19 protein-coding genes are annotated in these 21,303 nt (G+C 41.9%); 18 read left to right on the top strand and 1 reads right to left on the bottom strand.

The genetic code is table 11. From position 1 onward, the window contains the following. Positions 1 to 9: 9 nt before the first annotated feature. The 3 genes from ispE (at position 10) to spoVG (ending at position 2,245) form a co-directional block, all read left to right on the top strand. On the top strand, positions 10 to 888 hold the full coding sequence (gene ispE, locus AYJ08_RS19295; RefSeq protein WP_064019056.1) for a 4-(cytidine 5'-diphospho)-2-C-methyl-D-erythritol kinase: 879 nt from the start codon (positions 10 to 12) through the stop codon (positions 886 to 888). Positions 889 to 950: 62 nt separating this feature from the next. Then, complete coding sequence (gene purR, locus AYJ08_RS19290) at positions 951 to 1,781, top strand: pur operon repressor (RefSeq protein WP_003333910.1); 831 nt, start codon at positions 951 to 953, stop codon at positions 1,779 to 1,781. A 176-nt stretch (positions 1,782 to 1,957) separates the two neighbouring features. After that, the gene (gene spoVG, locus AYJ08_RS19285) at positions 1,958 to 2,245 is read left to right on the top strand and encodes a septation regulator SpoVG (RefSeq protein ID WP_003343428.1); all 288 of its coding nucleotides are present in this window, start codon (positions 1,958 to 1,960) and stop codon (positions 2,243 to 2,245) included. 142 nt (positions 2,246 to 2,387) lie between these two features. Here spoVG and AYJ08_RS19280 read toward each other — a convergent pair whose 3' ends face one another. Next, complete coding sequence (locus AYJ08_RS19280; RefSeq protein WP_064019055.1) at positions 2,388 to 3,404, bottom strand: CobW family GTP-binding protein; 1,017 nt, start codon at positions 3,402 to 3,404, stop codon at positions 2,388 to 2,390. A 158-nt stretch (positions 3,405 to 3,562) separates the two neighbouring features. Between AYJ08_RS19280 and glmU the strand changes: the two genes are divergently transcribed. The 15 genes from glmU (at position 3,563) to spoIIE (ending at position 21,290) form a co-directional block, all read left to right on the top strand. Next, positions 3,563 to 4,942, top strand: a complete 1,380-nt coding sequence (gene glmU / locus AYJ08_RS19275) for a bifunctional UDP-N-acetylglucosamine diphosphorylase/glucosamine-1-phosphate N-acetyltransferase GlmU (RefSeq protein WP_064019054.1) — start codon at positions 3,563 to 3,565, stop codon at positions 4,940 to 4,942. A 24-nt stretch (positions 4,943 to 4,966) separates the two neighbouring features. Then, positions 4,967 to 5,917: a ribose-phosphate diphosphokinase gene (locus AYJ08_RS19270; RefSeq protein ID WP_003343435.1), complete on the top strand. Its 951-nt coding sequence runs from the start codon at positions 4,967 to 4,969 to the stop codon at positions 5,915 to 5,917. Positions 5,918 to 6,001: 84 nt separating this feature from the next. Next, positions 6,002 to 6,625 (top strand): 50S ribosomal protein L25, encoded by a 624-nt coding sequence (locus AYJ08_RS19265; RefSeq protein WP_064019053.1) that lies wholly within the window; start codon positions 6,002 to 6,004, stop codon positions 6,623 to 6,625. Between the two features lie 147 nt (positions 6,626 to 6,772). Next, positions 6,773 to 7,345, top strand: coding sequence for an aminoacyl-tRNA hydrolase (gene pth / locus AYJ08_RS19260; protein ID WP_064019052.1), 573 nt, complete (start codon positions 6,773 to 6,775; stop codon positions 7,343 to 7,345). 76 nt (positions 7,346 to 7,421) lie between these two features. Further along, positions 7,422 to 7,652: an anti-sigma-F factor Fin family protein gene (locus AYJ08_RS19255; protein WP_064019051.1), complete on the top strand. Its 231-nt coding sequence runs from the start codon at positions 7,422 to 7,424 to the stop codon at positions 7,650 to 7,652. A gap of 209 nt (positions 7,653 to 7,861) precedes the next feature. Beyond that, complete coding sequence (gene mfd, locus AYJ08_RS19250; RefSeq protein ID WP_064019050.1) at positions 7,862 to 11,428, top strand: transcription-repair coupling factor; 3,567 nt, start codon at positions 7,862 to 7,864, stop codon at positions 11,426 to 11,428. A 43-nt stretch (positions 11,429 to 11,471) separates the two neighbouring features. Next, positions 11,472 to 12,566 (top strand): peptidylprolyl isomerase, encoded by a 1,095-nt coding sequence (locus AYJ08_RS19245; protein ID WP_031412515.1) that lies wholly within the window; start codon positions 11,472 to 11,474, stop codon positions 12,564 to 12,566. Positions 12,567 to 12,914: 348 nt separating this feature from the next. Next, positions 12,915 to 13,454 (top strand): stage V sporulation protein T, encoded by a 540-nt coding sequence (gene spoVT / locus AYJ08_RS19240; protein ID WP_031412514.1) that lies wholly within the window; start codon positions 12,915 to 12,917, stop codon positions 13,452 to 13,454. Positions 13,455 to 13,648: 194 nt separating this feature from the next. After that, on the top strand, positions 13,649 to 15,298 hold the full coding sequence (locus AYJ08_RS19235; protein WP_064019049.1) for a putative polysaccharide biosynthesis protein: 1,650 nt from the start codon (positions 13,649 to 13,651) through the stop codon (positions 15,296 to 15,298). A 29-nt stretch (positions 15,299 to 15,327) separates the two neighbouring features. Beyond that, positions 15,328 to 16,794, top strand: a complete 1,467-nt coding sequence (yabN, locus tag AYJ08_RS19230; protein ID WP_064019048.1) for a bifunctional methyltransferase/pyrophosphohydrolase YabN — start codon at positions 15,328 to 15,330, stop codon at positions 16,792 to 16,794. A gap of 26 nt (positions 16,795 to 16,820) precedes the next feature. After that, complete coding sequence (locus tag AYJ08_RS19225; RefSeq protein WP_003333896.1) at positions 16,821 to 17,114, top strand: RNA-binding S4 domain-containing protein; 294 nt, start codon at positions 16,821 to 16,823, stop codon at positions 17,112 to 17,114. A gap of 110 nt (positions 17,115 to 17,224) precedes the next feature. Further along, complete coding sequence (gene yabP, locus AYJ08_RS19220; RefSeq protein WP_018672314.1) at positions 17,225 to 17,509, top strand: sporulation protein YabP; 285 nt, start codon at positions 17,225 to 17,227, stop codon at positions 17,507 to 17,509. Continuing rightward, positions 17,506 to 18,075: a spore cortex biosynthesis protein YabQ gene (gene yabQ, locus AYJ08_RS19215; RefSeq protein WP_064019047.1), complete on the top strand. Its 570-nt coding sequence runs from the start codon at positions 17,506 to 17,508 to the stop codon at positions 18,073 to 18,075. The genes yabP and yabQ overlap by 4 nt, the downstream gene beginning before the upstream one ends. Positions 18,076 to 18,101: 26 nt before the next feature. Continuing rightward, the gene (locus tag AYJ08_RS19210) at positions 18,102 to 18,413 is read left to right on the top strand and encodes an FtsB family cell division protein (protein ID WP_031412507.1); all 312 of its coding nucleotides are present in this window, start codon (positions 18,102 to 18,104) and stop codon (positions 18,411 to 18,413) included. A gap of 399 nt (positions 18,414 to 18,812) precedes the next feature. Then, positions 18,813 to 21,290, top strand: coding sequence for a stage II sporulation protein E (gene spoIIE / locus AYJ08_RS19205; protein WP_064019046.1), 2,478 nt, complete (start codon positions 18,813 to 18,815; stop codon positions 21,288 to 21,290). The last annotated feature ends 13 nt before the right edge of the window (positions 21,291 to 21,303 follow it).

Raw genomic sequence — 21,303 nt, 5'->3', positions numbered from 1 at the left:
GTGAACACGGTGCGAGTTTCAATCAAAGCTCCCGCAAAAATAAATCTTACATTGGACGTACTCTCCAAGCGACCAGATGGTTATCATGAAGTTGAAATGGTTATGACTACGGTTGACTTGGCTGATCGCGTTGACCTGACATTGTTGGAGTCAAGAGATATCCTAATCGATTGTTCCGCAAGCTTTGTTCCAAATGATATGCGAAATCATGCATACAAGGCTGCCAAGCTATTACAAGAGCGTTATTCGGTCAATAAAGGAGTTCATATCTATATAGATAAACAAATTCCTGTTGCCGCAGGTTTAGCAGGAGGAAGCAGTGATGCAGCTGCAACGCTAAGAGGCTTGAATCGTTTGTGGAATTTGAGGCTAAGTCTGGATGAATTGGCTGTGATTGGGGAGGAGATCGGTTCTGATGTGCCCTTCTGTGTGTACGGAGGTACAGCCCTGGCTAAAGGTCGAGGAGAAAAACTCAGACATATGATCAGTCCCACCCCCTGCTGGGTGATATTGGCCAAACCACCGATCGGAGTTTCCACAGCAGATGTATATGGAAATTTGCGGGTCGATCAAATTAAGAAGCATCCAAAGACAGAAGAGATGCTACAAGCTATAAGCGAGCAGGATTTTTCTTTAATGGCAAGATCTTTGGGTAATGTCTTGGAAGAGGTTACACTTAATCGTTATCCTCAAGTCCGCCAAATTAAAGAGCTTATGCTAGAATCAGGGGCAGATGGTGTACTGATGTCAGGAAGTGGTCCCACTGTATTTGCTTTGGTACAAAAAGAAGCTAAAGTGCATCGGATCTATAATGCATTGCGAGGTTTTGTCAAAGATGTGTATGCAGTCCGAATGTTAGGCGAATCAGAGATGGAAATACTTGATTAAACACGTACATTAATGTTACATTATGGTAATAATATACGGCTTTTTGTTTGGAGGAAGAATTGATGAGAAAATTGCGCAGAAGCGCGAGGTTAGTGGATATGACGCAGCATTTGTTAGCTCATCCACACACATTGATTCCCCTGACATATTTCTCAGAAGAATATGGTTCTGCCAAGTCCTCTATCAGTGAAGACTTGTCCATTATCAAAGAAGCATTTGAGTCTCAGGGAATCGGTGACCTACGCACGGTAGCAGGTGCGGCTGGAGGAGTTAAATACATCCCGCGAACCACTCATGAACATGCCGCAGCGTTTATGGAAACATTGATTATGGAATTGGCTAAACCTGAGCGTTTACTGCCAGGCGGATATTTGTATATGTCTGATATTCTTGGCGATCCCAAAACCTTAAATCATATTGGGAAGCTACTTGCCTCAGCTTTTCGTCAAAGCGATGTAGACGTGGTAATGACGGTAGAGGCAAAGGGTATTCCACTCGCTTATGCGACTGCAAGCTTTTTGAATGTCCCTGTGGTGGTGGTAAGAAGAAACAATATGGTAACAGAAGGCTCAGTAGTAAGTATCAATTACGTATCTGGCTCCAGTAAACGTATTCAGACGATGTCTCTTGCCAGACGAGCACTCCCAGAGGAGTCTCGTGTCCTCATAGTGGATGATTTCATGAAAGCAGGTGGAACCATTCAGGGTATGATGGACTTATTGCAGGAGTTTAAAGCTACAGTTGTGGGCTGTGGCGTGTTTGTAGAAACAGCAGATGATGCAGATCGTTTAATTGAAGATTATATTTCCCTTGCAAAGCTTCAAGAAGTAGATGTCAAAGAAAAACAAATAATGATTGAACTAGGTAGTTATTTTTCCAATAAAGAAGAATAATGCACTAGATAAATGGGTCCTGATAGCGTAGCTATGCATGGGACCCTTTTCTATATCAAAATAAAGAAAAGCCAGATAAAAATATTTTTTACAATTTTTCGGAAAACAAAGCAGGAATATTTAACCATCACGTTGAAAATATAGGCTATCCGACATAGATAAAGGGAGTGAACATGATGGAAGTAACTGATGTAAGACTTCGCCGTGTTAATACGGACGGCAGAATGAAAGCGATTGCCTCAATTACCATTGACCACGAGTTTGTGGTTCATGATATCCGTGTAATTGATGGGAACAACGGAATGTTTGTGGCTATGCCTAGCAAACGCACTCCTGATGGTGAATTCCGAGATATTGCCCACCCAATTTCTTCAACAACTCGCGAAAAAATTCAGGCAGCAGTTCTATCTGAATATGAGCGTGTCGGAGTTGAAGAAGAAGCGCAGATTGAAGCGGGAGCATGATGAAGAAGAGCTGGCATTCGCCCTGTATTCGGTGAATGCCTAGGCATTTTACAAACGTCCTAATTCTGAAATTAATGAAAAATGAAATAAAAGGGCACCTGTTTTTTAGGTGCTTTTTTATTTTTTGGCATAAATGGTTAATTTATGAAGTGCGGTAGCATTTTTCGAGAGCTTCTATAATATTGTCCTTATCAAATCCTTCTCCAATGAAAACTGCTACCATTTTTGGCCCGAAATTGCGAAAGGGAAATAAATGTACCTGTGTTTGAGTTTGCTGGAAAGAAATCAGATCGTCTTGTCCAATAAATTGCACGTATCCTTTTGCCCGGTAGATGGTTTTGGGAAGATCATACAAAAAATCTTCAAAGGCTTCAGCGTCAACGGGTCCCTTGAAATGATATGAAAAAGTATCAATCGAGTGAAAAAGGGAAGGCTGGTTTGTTTTAAGTCCTAATGTTTGCTTTAATTTATCTAATGGAGAAAATCGGCCGATCGTTTTTTGTACAGGGATAGAGGTTGTGTTTGACATCTCTTTGGTTTGAGCCAGTCGTTTTACCTGTAGCAGCTTCTCCAGATCCATTTCTGTCCGGATCGTTACATGCATAGGGGCATGAGAGTTTGTTTCCTGAAGCTTTGCTTTTACTTTTGTTAAGATGTCTTCCTCCACTAAATCAACTTTGTTTATGATTAAAAGATCTGCATATTTTACCTGATTGCGAATGGTCTTAATCAACGCCCCGCCAGCTTGAAAGAAAGAAGTCAGCTCTAAATACCTCGAAGCATCTATGACGCTGATAATTCCTTTTAAATTCATTCTGTCATAAAGCTCGGGATGCGTCATGGCATCGACTACTTCAATGGGGTCAGCTGCACCTGTTGTTTCAATGATGAGGTGCTCTGGTTTTATATTTTGCATTATTTCCTTTAGATTTTCTGTCAGCTCTCCACGAATGGAGCAACAAATGCATCCATTGAGCATTTTTTTTACGGGAAAACCAAATCCCTCGACTTGCTCCCCATCTACATCCTCTTCTCCTATTTCGTTCATCATAACAACGACATTACTGCTTTGATCACGCAGATAAGCTAGGAGCTGCTGTAGCAGAGTCGTCTTTCCACTTCCTAGATAACCTGTCAATATATATACATCTGTACTCATTTCATCCTCCTTGTATTTTGAATAAAATAGAGTATGTTATTTAAATAGTAGTTGTTTTATTAAGTGTTATCAAACAGGAAAAGTTTCATCATGTCTTGAAATGAACACCTATTTTAAGATATAGTCATGATGGAACTTCAGTATGTTGGAGGGTTAACATGTCTATTATACATGCGGTAATTCTTGCTGCTGGTCAGGGAACACGTATGAAATCCAAATTGTATAAAGTACTGCATCCTGTATGCGGCAAGCCAATGGTTCAGCATGTTGTGGATACTTTGGCTTCCATGCAAGTAAACGATGTAGTTGTAGTAGTAGGACACGGAGCTGATAAAGTTCGTGAAACGCTACAAGACCGTGTTCAATACGCCATGCAAGCAGAACAATTGGGAACAGGTCATGCAGCTTTGCAAGCCAAAGATTTCTTGCAGGATCAAGAGGGAACGACTTTGCTTTTATATGGGGACGTGCCATTGCTCTCAAAGGAAACGCTTACCAAGCTATTGGCTTATCATGAAGAGCAGAACGCTGCTGCTACCGTTTTAACCGCTTTAATGGCCGATCCAACCGGATATGGTCGCATTGTTCGAAATGAACGAAATGAAGTGTTACGCATCGTTGAGCACAAGGATGCAACAGACGAGGAACGTAATATTGCAGAAATTAACACAGGTATTTATTGCTTTGATAATCGGAAGCTTTGGGAAACATTATCCAAGGTGAAGAATGATAATGCTCAGAATGAATACTATATCACCGATTGTGTGGGTATTCTACGAGAAGCGGGCGAGAAAGTATCGGCTTATGCTGCCGAAGACCCAGATGAAACAATGGGGGTTAACGATCGCGTTCAGCTTTCTGAGGCAGAAGCTTATATGCGTAAACGCATTGCTGTTGAACACATGAAGAACGGTGTTACTATCATTGATCCAGCTTCTACCTATATTGAAGCAGATGTAGTGATTGGAGCCGACACAATAATTGAACCGAATTCCTATTTGCGAGGAAAAACGGTTATTGGCACAGACTGCAAAATTGGTCCACAAACTGAATTAACCAATATGCAAGTGGCGGATGGCGTAAGCATTTCTTATTCCGTATTAGTGGACAGCCAAGTGGATGAACAGGCTACAGTTGGTCCGTTTGCTTATGTACGACCGCAAACACATATTGGCTCAAATGTAAAAATTGGAGATTTTGTGGAGCTGAAAAATGCTAAAATTGGTGCAGGAAGTAAAATTCCTCATCTCAGCTACCTAGGAGATGCTGAGATTGGTCAGAGTGTTAATGTTGGATGCGGAACAATCTCCGTGAATTATGATGGGGCGAAAAAGCATAAGACGATAGTAGGCGATCGATCCTTTATCGGATGCAACTCTAACCTAGTTGCTCCTGTGACGGTAGGTCATGATGCTTACGTTGCTGCTGGCTCGACCATTAATCAAGATGTACCAGATGGAGCGTTTGCCATTGCGCGTGAACGCCAAACCAATAAACTGGACTACGCGGTAAAACTACCACGTAAACAAAGCGAATAAGAATAACGGGAGGCTTTTAACAAGATGGCTAATTATCGTGACCCGAAGCTGAAGGTTTTCACTTGCAGTGCCAATCCTAAATTGGCTCAGGAGATTGCTGAACATATCGGCTTAAACGTGGGCAACATGGAGACAGCAAGATTCAGTGACGGTGAGTGCCAAATCAAGCTAAATGAGAGTGTGCGTGGATCAGACGTATTCATTATCCAACCTACTTGCGCACCAGTTAACGAACACCTAATGGAGTTACTGGTTGTGGTCGACGCTCTAAAACGTGCTTCTGCCAAAAGCATTAATGTTGTGATTCCTTATTATGGATATGCAAGACAAGATCGCAAAGCGCGTTCTCGTGATCCTATCACAGCGAAATTAGTTGCAAATCTTATCGAAACAGCAGGGGCACAGCGTGTGATTACAATGGACTTACACGCGACACAAATCCAAGGCTTCTTTGATATCCCTGTAGATCATCTGTTGGGAGTTCCAATCTTGGCTAAATATTTCCAAGAGAAAAATCTCTCAGACGTTGTTGTTGTATCACCAGACCACGGAGGAGTTACACGTGCTCGTAAGCTGGCTGAACGATTAGAAGCACCAATTGCCATCATTGATAAACGCCGTCCTGAACCAAACGTAGCTGAGGTTATGAATATTGTTGGTAACATTGAAGGTAAAACAGCTATCATCATTGACGATATCATTGACACAGCCGGAACGATTACTTTAGCTGCTAATGCATTGGTAGATGCAGGGGCTCGTGAAGTGTATGCTTGTTGCACACATCCTGTTCTCTCTGGTCCTGCCATAGAGCGTATCCAAAATTCCAAGATTAAGGAATTGATTGTTACAAATACGATTCCTTTAGATTCGGACAAATTAATTGATAAGGTGAAGGTATTATCTGTGGCTCCATTAATTGGAGAAGCGATTATTCGTGTTCACGAAGAATTGTCAATTAGTAAATTGTTCGATTAAAATTACAGTATAGTTGATATTCATTACCTCCTCTGGACAAGCTAGAACTGTCTTAGATCTACTTGGTCAGAGGAGGTTTTTATATTGGTAGCAATTAAAGCAGAGGTACGTACAGCTCAAGATAAAACAACAGCTAAAGCGATTCGTCGTGAGGGCTGGGTTCCTGCGGTGTTATACGGAACGGATGTAGGAAATAAGGAAGTCAAGATACTTGCGCTTGAGCTGGATCAAGTCTTACGTACGCAAACCACTAACGTTCCCTTTACGCTACAGGTAGATGGAAATGAATATAACGTGATGGTGTATGAGCTTCAAAGACATCCAGTTCAAGGCAGGATTTTGCACGCTGACTTTAGACAAATAGACATGAAGGAAAAAATTCATACGTCTGTGCCTATTACGATGACGGGAGATCCTGAATTGGGAGCAGCTACATTGGTTCGTCACAGTGTAGAAATCTCCTGCTTACCTGCAGATATCCCAGCAACACTCACTGTAGATACAGATGGGCTACATATAGGAGATGTTGTACTTGTTAAAGATTTGCAAATACCTCCAAACGTAGACGTGCATCTTGACGAGCTGGAAGTAGTCATAAGCGTGCTTCCGCCAAAAGCAAAATCGGATGAATCCATTGAAGCTCAGCAAAGCGCTATGGAAGTTGCAGAACAAGCAAAAGCTCCTGTACCCGAAGCGGAAAAAGTATAACCAGTGACCTCCCAATTCCTTTGGGAGGCTCTTTTATGTATGGACATGCCGTTTTTTGACGGAAGAAGTCGACTTCCCTTGCTTTTTAAAAGGCTTACATTCATGTACAATGGAATAAGTAGGTTATTTTGCTTGGAGGTAATTTCATTGAAAGTCATCATTGGGTTAGGGAACCCTGGTAAACAATATGAGGATACCAGACATAATGTAGGGTTTCTTGCAATAGATACATTAAGTAAAGAATTACAAATTCCGTTAAGCACGATGAAATTTCGTGGAATTATAGGAGAGGGAAATGTACAGGGAGAGAAGGTTTTATTAGTAAAACCACAAACCTACATGAACCTATCTGGAGAAACGGTAGGTCAAATCGTTTCTTTTTATAAACTGACAGCAAAGGATATAGTTGTCATCTATGATGATCTTGACTTACCGGTAGGCAAGCTGAGACTGCGGGAAAAGGGCAGTGCAGGAGGCCATAACGGGATTAAATCCATTATTGCTCATTTAGGCACACAAGATTTTAGCCGCATCAAAATTGGTATTGATCGTCCAGAACCGGGCAAAAGTGTGAGTGACTATGTACTGCACTCATTTCCAAAAAGCGAGTGGCCGCATATCCAAGATGCAATTCAATCAGCAGCAAAAGCCAGTGAAGATTGGATCAAAGGTGATAGCTTCCTGACGGTTATGAATCGCTATAATCCAATACGTGGATAGGTGCAGTATCGAATAGCTATAATATGCCTATACTAAGTGGAAGAAAGTACTATATTTTCACTTAGGGGGTAATCATATGAGTTACCGCTATGTATGTCGTTGTTGTGGCATGAAGGTGGGGGAAATTCAGCAATCGAATGTCTCCGAATGGCAGCTAGGCTTTCAATTCTTGACCCAACAGGAGCGCCAACATATAATATCCAAGGATGAGGTAGGGAATACAGTTGTTCGCGTTGTTTGTGACTATTGTAAAGAAGCCCTTGATCAAAATCCTGATTTGTCGGTTGTAGGTAATCCGCTGCAATAGCAAGCCGTTTTTACCTTTCACAATGACAAGGCATGAATATTAAGGTAGCCTAGTTTTTAGAAGCTAAGGCTACCTGTGGATTTTTATCGATTGAATAAATAAATAACTTTTTCGTACAAACTGCGATGTGGGAAGGTTGATCTGCGCCGCAGTTTTAGTGCTGTAACCTATGTAGTAATAGGAGAGTAAGGTTGGAGAGGAGATTAGGGATGCAAGTCATCATTAATCGTATAAAAGAAGATTCCAATTTCGGAACCATTCTTGCTGGTTTGTCACAGGGTTTACATGAACAGTTGATGGCCGGACTATCTGGTTCCGCTCGTCATATTTTCATGGCAGCCGTTTATCAAGAGAGTAAACGCCCCCTGTGTATCGTGACGCATAATATGTTTCAAGCGCAAAAAGTGTATGAGGACGTAGCAGAGCTGCTTTCCCCAGAGGAAGTCATGCTTTATCCGGGTAATGAGCTGATTGGGTCAGAAATGGCCATTGCGAGTCCAGAGACATTAGCACAACGCATTCAAGTATTTAACCGTTTAGCGAATGGCTTCACGGGTATTTTGGTTGTTCCTTTTGCAGGTATTCGCCGCTTGACTGTACCTCACAATGTATGGAAAGAGGCTCAAATGACTGTAAGTCGTGGAGGAACTTTAGATTTACAAGACTTTTTAGAGAGAATGGTCGAATTAGGCTACGAACGAGTTGAGATGGTTGAACGTAAAGGCGAATTAAGTATTCGTGGCGGAATCGTTGACTTATTTCCTGTTGATTCGGACTGGCCGATTCGAATTGAGCTCTTTGATGATGAAATTGATTCCATTCGAACATTTGATATGGGTACACAGCGTTCTCAAGAACATTTAGAACAATATATGATCGGCCCGGTAAAAGAGACAATTGTTTTTTCATCGAAACTCGTAGAGAGTGCTGCTTATTTAGAGAAAAAACTAGGTGAAACATTAGGTAACACCAAGGATGAGGCTGTAAAAGAAAGATTGATGGAGCAGATAGGGCGCGATATTGAATTAATGCGCCAGGGTAGCCGACCAGCTAATCTATACAGCTATTTATCCGTTCTGTATCCTGAGATGGAAACCATCCTAGACTACCTGCCTTCTGATACGTTAATGATTATTGATGAACCGTCCCGTGTCATTGATACTGCTGTACAATTGCAAAAGGACGAATCAGAATGGATTACTGGTCGTATCGAACAAGGCGATTTTATGTCTAATCTTATTCTGTCACAGTCGTATGATGAGCTCATTCATGGGCAGAAGAGACAGATTATTTATTTATCGCTATTTTTACGTCAAACCCCAAAAACGCATCCACAAAATATCGTCAACATGAACTGTCGTACGATGCAAAATTTTCATGGGCAAATGAACGTATTAAAAAGCGAATTGCAACGATGGATAAAGGGTCAACATCAAATTATCTTCGCTGCTGCTGATGCGGAGCGCGCCAAGCGTTTGGAGCGAGTTTTAGATGATTATGAGATGGAAGCTGATTTGCTGCTAGAAGAGGTAAGAACCATTCCTCCAGGCCGACCTACTATTATTATTGGAAATATTCAAAGCGGTTTTGAAATGCCATTAAGCAAAATGGTTGTTGTTACAGAGGGAGAAGTCTTTACAGCAAAGCAGCGCAAAGCTCGCAAAGTAAATCAAAACATGAGCAATGCTGAGCGCATCAAGAACTACATGGAGTTAAAGCCTGGTGACTTTGTTGTACACATTAATCATGGGATTGGTAAATATCTAGGAATTGAAACAAAGGAAATCCTAGGTATTCATAAGGATTATTTACATGTACAATACGCAGGCGGAGATAGTTTGTTTGTCCCTATTGATCAAATCGATCATGTACAAAAGTATGTTGGCAGTGAAGAAGCTCAGCCAAAAATTTATAATTTAGGCGGAAATGAGTGGAAACGTGTAAAGAGCAAGGTAGAAACATCGGTAAAAGATATCGCCGAGGATCTAATCAAGCTGTATGCACAACGAGAGCAAGCTGTAGGCTATAACTTTAACAAGGATAGTCTGGAGCAAAGAGAATTTGAGGCTATGTTCCCGTATCAGGAGACCGTGGATCAATTGCGGGCCATCACAGAAGTGAAAGCTGATATGGAAAGCAAGCGTCCTATGGATCGTTTGGTTTGCGGGGATGTAGGATATGGAAAAACAGAAGTAGCGATACGTGCTGCTTTTAAAGCGGTCATGGACGGAAAGCAGGTCGCTGTACTTGTACCAACTACGATTCTAGCTCAACAGCACTTTGAAACGTTTAAGGAGCGGTTTTCTGATTTTCCGATCAGAGTAGAGGTTTTGAGCCGTTTTCGTTCTCGAAAGGAACAAAATGCAACAATGAAGGGTCTAAAGGAAGGAACGGTAGATGTGGTGATCGGCACGCACCGATTGCTGTCTAAGGATATTGTATTCCGTGACCTAGGGCTACTGATTGTCGATGAGGAGCAACGCTTTGGTGTAAGCCATAAAGAAAAACTGAAGCAATTAAAAACCAATGTAGATGTACTAACGCTTACAGCTACTCCTATTCCGCGTACGCTCCATATGTCTATGCTAGGAGTACGTGATTTATCTGTTATTGAGACACCGCCGGAAAATCGCTTTCCTGTACAAACTTATGTATTAGACTATAGCCCGGCTCTGGTTCGAGAAGCGATTGAGCGAGAGTTGGCCCGTGAAGGACAGGTTTTCTTCCTTTACAATCAGGTACAAGGTATCGAACAAATGGCGGAGCATATTTCGGCCTTAGTTCCTGATGCTAGGGTAGCGGTTGCTCATGGACAAATGAATGAAAGTGAGCTAGAACGAATTATTCTCGATTTCTTAGATGGAAATTATGATGTGTTGGTAAGTACCACAATCATTGAGACTGGTGTCGATATTCCAAACGTAAATACGTTAATCATCTATAATGCCGACCGGATGGGCTTGTCGCAGCTTTATCAGCTACGGGGGCGCGTAGGCCGTTCTAATCGTATTGCCTATGCATACTTCACATACCAACGCGACAAGGTACTGACAGAGGTAGCGGAGAAACGGTTACAGGCTATTAAGGAATTCACAGAGCTTGGATCCGGCTTTAAAATTGCGATGCGAGATTTATCGATTCGTGGAGCAGGTAATTTATTGGGAGCGGAGCAACACGGCTTCATTAATACTGTCGGATTTGATTTGTATACACAAATGCTGAAGGAAGCGATTGATGATTTACGTGGTGAGGTAAGGACAGAAGAGATTGCTCCTGTTCCACCAGTTGAAATTAATCTACAAATTGATGCGTATTTACCTTCTGATTATATTACTGATAGTCGTCAGAAGATCGAGATGTACAAAAAATTTGTAGCAACCTCTACAATTGAGGAACTGGATGATCTTGCTGATGAGCTGATCGACCGTTTTGGTAATATCCCATCTCCAGTAGATAATTTACTGATGATTTCACGTTTACGTATTCAAGCGATGGAGCATCATATTGTTGAGATTAGTCAGAAAGATCCTGATGTTATTAAAATCATTTTGGCAGAGCATCAAACCTCCAATATTGATGGTGGGGCTTTATTTGGCTTGTCTAGCAAATATGATCGCCGGATTGGGCTTTCGACAACCCCAGGTGGACAACAGATCATCGTAACTGTTAAAGTTAAGGGGTTAAAGATTGAGGATGGGGTCAAGATGGTAATAAACTTAATTAATGATTTCCATCTGATTGAAAAGAGTAAGAGCCCTGACCCCTCATTACACTAAATCCACTAGGTGCTAAAGGTGCCGAGAAGGGAGCTTTTGTTTCATGAAAAAGACAACATTTACGAAGGGTAAACGTATGTTGGCCCTACTTTCCACCACGGCATTAACGCTAGCGATTTTAAGTGGCTGCGGAGCGACTAATAAAGCCGAAACAGCACAACCAGCTAAACCAGGAGCAGAACAGCCGGCTGATAAGGAAGATACGCTTGCGCAATTCCCACCGGTTAAATTGCCTTTTACGGTTGATCCAAATGCTGCTATTTTTGAATATCAGGGCGGGAAGCTAACAGGCCAGGAGTTTGAAGACTTCTTACGTGCACTTGGCTTCATGAATCCTCCGCAAGCCTATGCTATTGGAGTTTCTACACAAGAGATGGTCGATAACTATGCACGTCAATACCTAGCTACTAAGCTAAAAGCGGAAAAGGCTGACGAAGCGATTAAGAAAGCAGCAGCTACAGAAGCGGATAAATCTTTTGAATCACTAAAAGGTCAGTATATCCAAGTTCTCGGCAGCGAGGATAAATTTAACCAATTGATGAAGAATCATAACATCACAAAAGAAGCGATTGTGAAACAACTGGCAACGATTAACGCTTCTGTGAAGGTTATGGAAGGTGAAGTAAAAGATGCTGATTTGAAGAAAGCCTATGATACAGCAGATAAATCTGCCTATACAACAGCTTCTGTGCGCCACATCTTGGTTAAATTCGAGAACCGTAAACCAGAGGAAGCAGACAAATTGGCAAAAGGCTATCTTGCCCGCTTGAAAAAAGGGGAGGACTTTGCCGCTCTTGCCAAACAAGTGTCTGAGGACGAAGGCAGCAAAGCAAACGGTGGATTATATGCAAATGCTGATGTGAACAACTGGGTGCCAGAATTTAAGAAGGCAGCTCTCACCCAAAAAATTGGAGTCCTCAGTGAACCGCCAGTTAAGACTGAATATGGCTATCACATTGTGAAAGTAGAAGACCGTAAAGTAAAAACCTTTGATGAAGTAAAAGCTCAGTTGAAGCAGCAGGTGTTGGAGAAGAATTTTGAGCAATACACTACCAAAGATCTGGACGCGATTATTACGAAAAAATCTCTTCCAGAGGTAAAAGCGCCAGCTCCAGCAGCTACTCCTGAAACAAAATAGCATAAATAAAAGTAGCTCCTTTTGTAACCAAGCGGACTGTGTTTACAGTTTGCGGTTGATTACAAGAGGAGCTTTTTTATTGGGGAAATGTCAGTGCAGGACAGACCTATCAAACGGTTACCTTGGGATAAAAAAAGCTGGTTTAATTTTGTTTTGATCGCATATTCTTCTTTCCAAGGCAAATACTATTATCACTCGCTACCGCCCGGGGGAGAGTACAAAGCAAGGTTAGTTGGTAACAAATACAAATACAAGATATTAGTAAAAGGCGAGAAGATAGGAAATCATAGGAGTAAATCCTCAAAAAACTACAAATCAATCTTCTCAAGAAAGCGAGGCAACAAGATTATGAAGGCAACTGGAATTGTTCGTCGTATAGACGACCTCGGACGGGTTGTAATCCCGAAGGAAATCCGTCGCACACTTCGTATTCGTGAGGGGGATCCACTTGAGATTTTTGTCGATCGTGATGGGGAAGTAATCCTTAAAAAATATTCTCCAATTGGGGAATTAGCTGATTTTGCTAAGGAATATGCTGACTCTTTATACGAAAGCTTAAATCATATTGTCATTATTTCCGATCGAGATACGGTTATTGCAGTAGCTGGCGCTTCCAAGAAGGAATACTTGGAAAAACCAATTGGCGGTCTAGTAGAAAAATCATTGGAAGAACGCAAGAGCAGAGTAGAAAAAAATTCCGGTCAATATGAATTATGCCGTGATATGCCGGAGCAGTATTCATCTTATGTAGTAGCTCCTATCGTAGCAGGTGGAGATCCAATTGGCGCAGTGATCCTTGTCAGCAAAACAGAAGCCAAAATGGGCGATTTAGAGCTGAAAATGGCAGAAACAGCCGCTGGATTCCTAGCTAAACAAATGGAACAATAATAGTGATTAACTAACGCAAGTCAAAAAAACAAGCCTTACACAAGGGGCTTGTTTTTTTGACTTTCCCTACTACATGGGAAGTAAACCACCAATGACCCACGTCTCATTCCCCTTGATTACTCACTTCCTCTGTGTGGTATAATGGACAAAGTTTCTGAACGTAGACTTTTTGTAAGAGGAGAAATAGATACTGTATGGCAGGAGAGAGAAGTGCGAATCATTTTGTCAAAGGTGCTGCTATTCTAGGTATTGCCGGCTTGCTCTCCAAGGTTCTCGGAGCGATCTATCGCATACCTTATCAAAATATCACAGGTGATGTTGGGTTATATGTGTACATGCAGGTATACCCGTTGTACACAGCCTTATTGATTTTGGCAACAGCAGGTTTTCCAATTGCCATTTCCAAAATCGTCTCAGAACGATTAGCAGTCGAGGACCATCTAGGTGCACGTAAGGCTTTCCGTGTAGCCAGCGTTTCACTAGGAATACTAGGAGTATTCTTTTTTCTCCTTTTGTATCTAGGGGCTCCTGCATTAGCTCGATTTATGGGCGATGAACAGCTTACATTGCCGCTACGAGCCGTAGCATGGTCTTTACCATTAGTTCCGTTGGTATCCATATTGCGTGGTTATTTTCAAGGACAGCAAGACATGGTGCCTACGGGTGTATCACAGGTAGTCGAACAGATTATTCGTGTAATCGTTATTTTAGTCTCTGCTTACTGGATGATGAGTGCCTATCAGGATGCTTACCTTGCCGGTACAGGAGCAGTATTTGCTGCTTTTCCAGGGGCGTTAGCAGCCTTTTTGGTTTTGTACTATTATTATCGGAAGTCCAGACGATATTATCGACGCAGAGGGTATCGTAAAAAATTGCGTGCTCAACAGCTTACCGATACAGTAACGAACAAGCAAGTGCTGATCAGCATTTTACATTACGCAATTCCGATTTGTATCGGTGCTCTGGTGTTGCCGATGATTCCATTAATTGATTCGGTGACAGTTTCTAATTTGCTGCAATGGAACGGATATGAACTTGATATAGCAAAAGAATTAAAAGGAATTTATGACCGTGGACAACCACTCATTCAATTTGGAACGTTTTTTGCCACATCACTTTCCTTGGCGTTAGTTCCTGCTATTAGTGAGGCTGTAGCACAAAGCCAGGATAAAATGATCATCAATCGCACCGAGATGGCTCTACGCCTAACCCTGATGCTAGGGCTACCAGCCTCAATCGGACTGGCTTTGTTAGCTGAACCAGTCAATATTATGGTATATGGAAATGATAAGGGAACCTGGTCACTTGCTATTCAAGCCTTTGTCATTGTGTTTGCGACATTAAGTATTTCTACCTCTGGAATTTTGCAGGGCTTGGGACATGTTAAATTACCAGCTCGACATTTGCTGATTGGTGTACTGGTAAAATTGTTGGCCAATCTTGCATTAACGCCTTTGTGGGGCATACAGGGGGCGGCAGTGGCCACAGTCCTTGCCTATGTGACATCAATGGGCTTAAACATGAGGTCGATTCGCCATTATCTGGGGCTTTCCTTTAGCATAAAGGAAATGCTGACCAAGCCTTTGATAAGTGTCGCTCTTATGTCAATCATGGTTTTACTCGTTCAAGGCCTAATGAATCTAATTGTGGGTTCTCTGCTCGATAGCGAGCGTTTGGGTCAAACGATCGTCGGAGTTTTTGCAGTTACTGTGGGACTAGTAGTATATATGCTTTCCCTTTTATATACAGGGGGCATCAAACGCGAGGAAATTTTGTATTTGCCAAAAGGAAAGAGACTAGTCTCTCTTTTGGAGCGGTATAAGCTTTTACAGATTCGAAAATAGTCAGGGATTAAAGAACGGAGGATTCCTACATGGTGAACACCATTTATGTCGTAGGACTTGGGGCAGGCAATCTAGATCAAATGCCTCTGGGTATGTATAAACGCTTAAAACAGACCACGCATTTGTATGTCCGTACAGCTGATCATCCAGTATTAGATCAATTGGCTGAAGAGGGCCTTACTTACATGTCCTTTGATTCTATTTACGAAAAACATGACTCATTTGAACAGGTATATCAAGAGATTGCACGCGAGCTGTTATCTAAGGTGAAAACAGAAGGTGAAGTAACCTATGCAGTTCCGGGACATCCTTTAGTAGCAGAACGGACGGTGCAACTGCTGCTAAGTCATGCGGTAGAGGAGCAGATAGAGGTAAAGGTATTGGGCGGACAAAGCTTCTTAGATCCACTGTTCGCTCGTCTGGCTATTGATCCGATCGAAGGATTTACCTTGTTAGACGCCACAAGTATGACAGCAGATCAAGTAAATCCGGGTCTGCACACAGTTATAGCTCAGGTCTACGATCAAATGTCTGCTTCAGACGCGAAGCTCACCTTAATGGAAGTCCTTCCAGACGAATATGAGGTTATCGTCGCTACAGCGGTTGGGATAGAGGGTCAAGAGATCGTGGAGCGTCTACCATTATACGATTTAGATCGAGTGGAGCATCTGGGAAATCTAAGTCTCATCTATGTACCACCTACCGTTGAAGAGTCAGTAAAGCAACGTCAATTCTCTTATTTAAAAGAAGTGATCGCAACCTTGCGTGGACCAGAAGGTTGCCCATGGGATCGGAAGCAGACGCATCAAAGCCTGCGTCGTTATTTATTAGAAGAAGCCTATGAAACAGTGGAAGCGATCGATCTGGTTGATGTGGATGCGCTATGTGAGGAATTAGGGGATGTGCTCTTGCAGATTATGCTTCATGCACAGATTGCTTCAGAGGAAGGCTACTTCACCATTGAAGACATCATTTCCACTCTGACAGCCAAAATGATTCGACGCCATCCGCATGTATTTGGAGAGTCGAAGGTAGCTGATGCCGATGCAGTGGTGGTGAATTGGGAGCAGATAAAAGCTCAAGAGAAAGCAGAGAAAGGGCTTGTGCCAGAGACAGCCTCCTTGCTTGATTCTTTACCAAAGGATTTACCAGCGATTTTGGCAGCCGTCAAAATTCAAAAGAAGGCCGCAGAAGTTGGGTTTGATTGGGACGAAGTGAAAGATGTCTACGCTAAAATTGAAGAAGAGTACAAGGAGGTTCAGCAAGCAACTCCAGAGGAACGAACAGGTGAATTAGGGGATTTGCTTTTCGCTGTAATCAACCTAGCTCGCTTCATGAAGGTTGATCCTGAACAAGCTTTAGCGCTTACCAATCTGAAATTTAAGCGTAGATTTCACTATATTGAACAAAAGCTGCAAGAAAAGAATAAGCAGTTTGCCGATATGACTTTAGAAGAGCTTGATCATTTTTGGAATGAGGCTAAAGCTCAAGAGTAGCCACAGCTACATAGAGGAGGAATACTATGCGTCTTGATAAATTTCTAAAGGTGTCTCGTTTAATTAAACGACGTACGTTAGCTAAGGATGTTTGTGATCAAGGACGTGTCGAAATTAATGAACGTGCTGCAAAAGCTTCCAGCAATGTAAAAGTCGGCGATTCTATCTCCATTCGTTTTGGACAAAAGATCGTTACAGTAAAAGTTGAAGAGATCAAAGAAAATGCGCGTAAGGATGAGGCTGCTTCCCTTTACACAGTAATTGGTGAGGTACCAGTGCCGCGCGATGAAAAAGAAGAAGATGAATACCTAAGAGCATAAGCAACAGTTCTAAAAGGACATCCCCCTCCATATCTTGGTACAAAGAGGAACATTTTGTTCCCGGCGTTTTGGATCGTACTCCAGACCACCAAGATAGGGAGGGTTTTTATATGATCGAACCAAATAAACGACCTCGCCATGAAATTGTCATGATCAATCGGCGCAGTTTGGCTATATCCGGGGTAAAAAAGGTGGAAAGCTTTGATAGTGAAGAATTTTTGTTAGAAACAGAAGGCGGTTTTCTTACTATACGCGGCCAGAATCTTCATATGAAAAACCTGAGTCTTGAAACCGGAGAAGTGGCCATTGAGGGTTTCGTTCATGACATGGGGTATATAGAACAGGGGCAGGCCGGAGATCGATCGAAAGGATTTTTCGGCAAATTATTTAAGTGAGTATCAGTATTCAGTTTCAAACCATGGCTTTCATGTCCCTGTGCGGAATTTTTATGGGGATGGGGTTTGATACGTACCATGTCATAAAAGGCAAGGGCCGCTTCCCACTTTGGGCCGTTTTCATATTAGATTTGTTATTTTGGTTAAGTAGTGTGGGAATTGTTTTTTATGTGCTGGTATGGGTTAACGATGGAATAGTGAGATTTCCGATCTATCTAGGGATTATTATAGGAGCATGGCTCTATTTCCTTATAGGTAGTAAGGTTTATATCAGATTTTTGTTAACTGTGCTAGAATGGAGTATATGGGTATTTCAGATCAGTGTTAAAATTATTGACTTTCTATTGATTAAACCGATAGAGATAATTTTTCATTTTATCTGGATTATTCTCGGGTTCCTTTTTACTGTGCTGGCAAAGATAGGATTGTTCATTTGGCGAATCATTTCTTGGCCATTGTCACCATTTGTTCCATGGAGTCGTAACTTGTGGAAAAGTATTAGGGGCAAAACGGCAGGAGCAAAGGAAATACTGAAGAAATGGTTTACCAAGGAAAACAAAGAGTAAAAAGGTAGCAAAGGTGGAGAGCAGACATGGCCAAAGAACGTCCCTCTCAATCGAATAATCTAGGTCGTAAGCGCAGACTTCGTTTTATTATGTTCTTCGTGTTCTGCTTCCTTATCTGGACGTGCTATACAGCATATCTTCAAAGCTCTGTCATTGCGGAGACGGAAGAACAAGTAGAAGCACTACAAAAAGAGGCAGAGGAAGTAAAAGAGCAACAGGAAGAGCTAACCAATAAGATGAAACGATTAGATGATCCAGAATACATCGCAGAGCTTGCACGCAAAAATAATTTTATGTCCAAGCCGGGTGAGATCATCTTTTTGATCCCTGATAATTAAGCCAATTGGGTCTAGCTAAAATAAATTTACGAAAACGTACAATAGATTTTAAAAAGAGGAAGGTCATTTTAAACAAATGGCGAATATAATATAACAAGCCCGTTTCGCCGAGCGCGAATCACCTGATGGCCGACGTTGAACGCAAGACGTCGGTTTTTTTTATTTCTACACTTTATTATTTTAAAGTGATAAAGCGATATCTTCTATTCAATCCTCGACAGGTACTTCAATCAAATCGTATTGCCTTGGGCATAAATCCATGAACCATCAAATAAATAAACGAGATACGTTTGAATTTGTCGGACGATTTTAGGAATATGCCTCTACCGTTTGACAAAATTTACAACTGTCCATTCGTATAATTGGGTACACAAAACTCAAAACGGGTGGTGCTAGTCCATGTTCAATAAAAGCCAAGTAGTTTCTCCGAATGTTTTTACTCAACAACTATCTAATCAAGTATCACAAACGATGGGGAGCTTCGGTGATAAAGTTGCTGCTTTTCTAAAAAAATGGCATATTCTTTCACTTACTATGGGTTTTTTATTAGGAAGAGCTCTTATTCTTGATGAATTATCTCCTTTTGTTGTTCCTTACTTTATTGTGATGTACTTTCTCCGCCGGGATACGTTGCTAGTAAGTTCATTGGGCATGCTGGCAGGCTCATTAGCTCACTCAATCCCTTTAGGCATACAGACGTTGCTTAGTATCATACTTGCTGCTGTTGTTTGCCGTATTGCGGAGAAATGGAAACGAAAAGATTTTTCCTATACTCCATTTATGGTTGTAGGGACCGTATTTGCCAGCCACCTATTAGGCAAGGTCATTCAGAGTCAGGTCAACACATACAGTGTGACTATGATTGCGGTTGAAGCCATTCTCAGCTTTGTCTTAACACTTATTTTTATTCAGTCTTTATCCATTATTCACATAAATAAACCATTTGAGCCATTAAAAACAGAAGAAATTATATGTCTGGTTATTTTATTAGCTTCTTTAATGACGGGAACAGTAGGCTGGGTCATACAAGGAATCTCCATGGAGCATATTCTGTCACGCTATTTTCTACTGCTATTCGCTTTTGTTGGAGGAGGGACGGTCGGGGCCGCAGTGGGGGTGGTTACCGGGCTCATTCTCAGTTTAGCTGACGTGAGTGCCTTACAACAAATTAGTTTACTCGCTTTTGCCGGATTATTAGCCGGACTATTAAAAGAGGGAGGGAAAATTGGTGTAGTAGCTGGACTCTTAATTGGAACTTCGATTCTAGGCATCTATGGCGGTACTCACAGTGGGGTGTATCTCTCTTTAGTGGAGACCTCGATCGCCTCTTTCCTATTTTTATTAACGCCGGCTTCTATTTGGAAAAGAGTAGCCAGCTTCATTCCGGGGACCTCAGAGCACATGCAATCTCATCAGGAATATATGCGGCGAATACGTGACATGACAGCAGGTAAAATTCAGCAGTTTTCCGATTTATTTACCGAGTTATCCCATTCATTTGCTCAAACAGCCGAAATCAAAAATGCGGTGGAAGAGGAGGAGGTAGACCTTTACTTGAGCAAAGTAGCGGAGAGGACATGTCAGCTTTGCTGGAAAAAGGAGCAGTGCTGGGAACGAGATACTCAAATGACCTACGATGCGATGAGTAGCATGCTGATTACGGTATTTGAGCATGGGACGATGGAAGGGGCAACTATACCAAAGGAGTGGGAAAAGAAATGCGTGAAAACAGAAAAAGTAATTCAAAATATGGAGCAAGAGTACCACCAGATGATTGAACATAATCAATTAAAAAAACAAATTCAAGATAGTCGTAAGCTGGTAGCCGATCAACTATCGGGGGTATCACGAGTCATGAGTGATTTTGCACGGGAAATCCAACGGGAAGGAGTTGCGTTAAGCCTGCAAGAGAAGCAGGTTTCAAAAGCGCTGGAGGGTTTAGGCCTATCCGTAAGACGTGTAGATATTCATAGCTTAGAAGAAGGGAAGGTGGATATAGAAATCAGTCAGCCTAGTTGTTATGGGAGGGATGAATGCGCCAAGATTGTGGCTCCGATGCTTACCGAGATTTTAGGAGAGAACATAATTGTGAAGGAACGACACTGTGAAGCCTTTAAGGATCAGCATTGCAAAATGTGTCTGGCTTCAGCCAAAACCTATGAAATTGAAATTGGAGTGGCAGGAGCTGCTAAAGGCGGCAAATTACTGTCGGGAGATAGCTTTAAAACAATGGATTTAGGAAATGGAAAGGTGGCTGTGGCGATCAGTGATGGAATGGGAAATGGGGAACGCGCTTTTCTGGAAAGTCAATCAGCATTGGACATGCTGCAACAGCTCTTAAAATCGGGGTTGGATGAAAAATTATCTATTAAAACAGTAAATTCGGTTTTGGCATTACGCTCATCTGATGAAATGTTTGCAACAGTGGATTTGGCTGTCATTGATTTACAAACTGCAATGACGCGGTTTATTAAAATTGGTTCCACTCCTTCGTTTATTAAGCGAGGAAATGATGTGTTCATGGTATCGGCCAATAATTTGCCGGTTGGTATTTTAGAGGATATTGAGGTGGATATTGTAACAAGAAATCTAAAGGCAGGTGATCTATTAATCATGATGTCAGATGGGATTTTTGAGGCTCCCCGCCATATCGAAAATAGACCGATGTGGATGAAGCGATTAATCTCGCAACTTGAAACAGAAGACCCTCAAGAAATTTCTGACTTGCTGTTAGAAAAAGTGATTAGAGAGCATTGTGGTGAAATCGTAGATGACATGACGGTTCTAGTCGCTCGGATTGATCGATTTGTACCACAATGGTCGGCGATACAGGTCTCGGGAATGGAGAAGATGGAGCGGCCGCGCGTAGTAAGCTAAAGGTATGTTTTTT

It is taken from the genome of Brevibacillus sp. SKDU10, from assembly GCF_001645205.1.
GTDB classification, from domain to species: Bacteria; Bacillota; Bacilli; order Brevibacillales; family Brevibacillaceae; genus Brevibacillus_B; species Brevibacillus_B halotolerans.
This window is presented reverse-complemented; position numbering and strand designations above follow the sequence as displayed.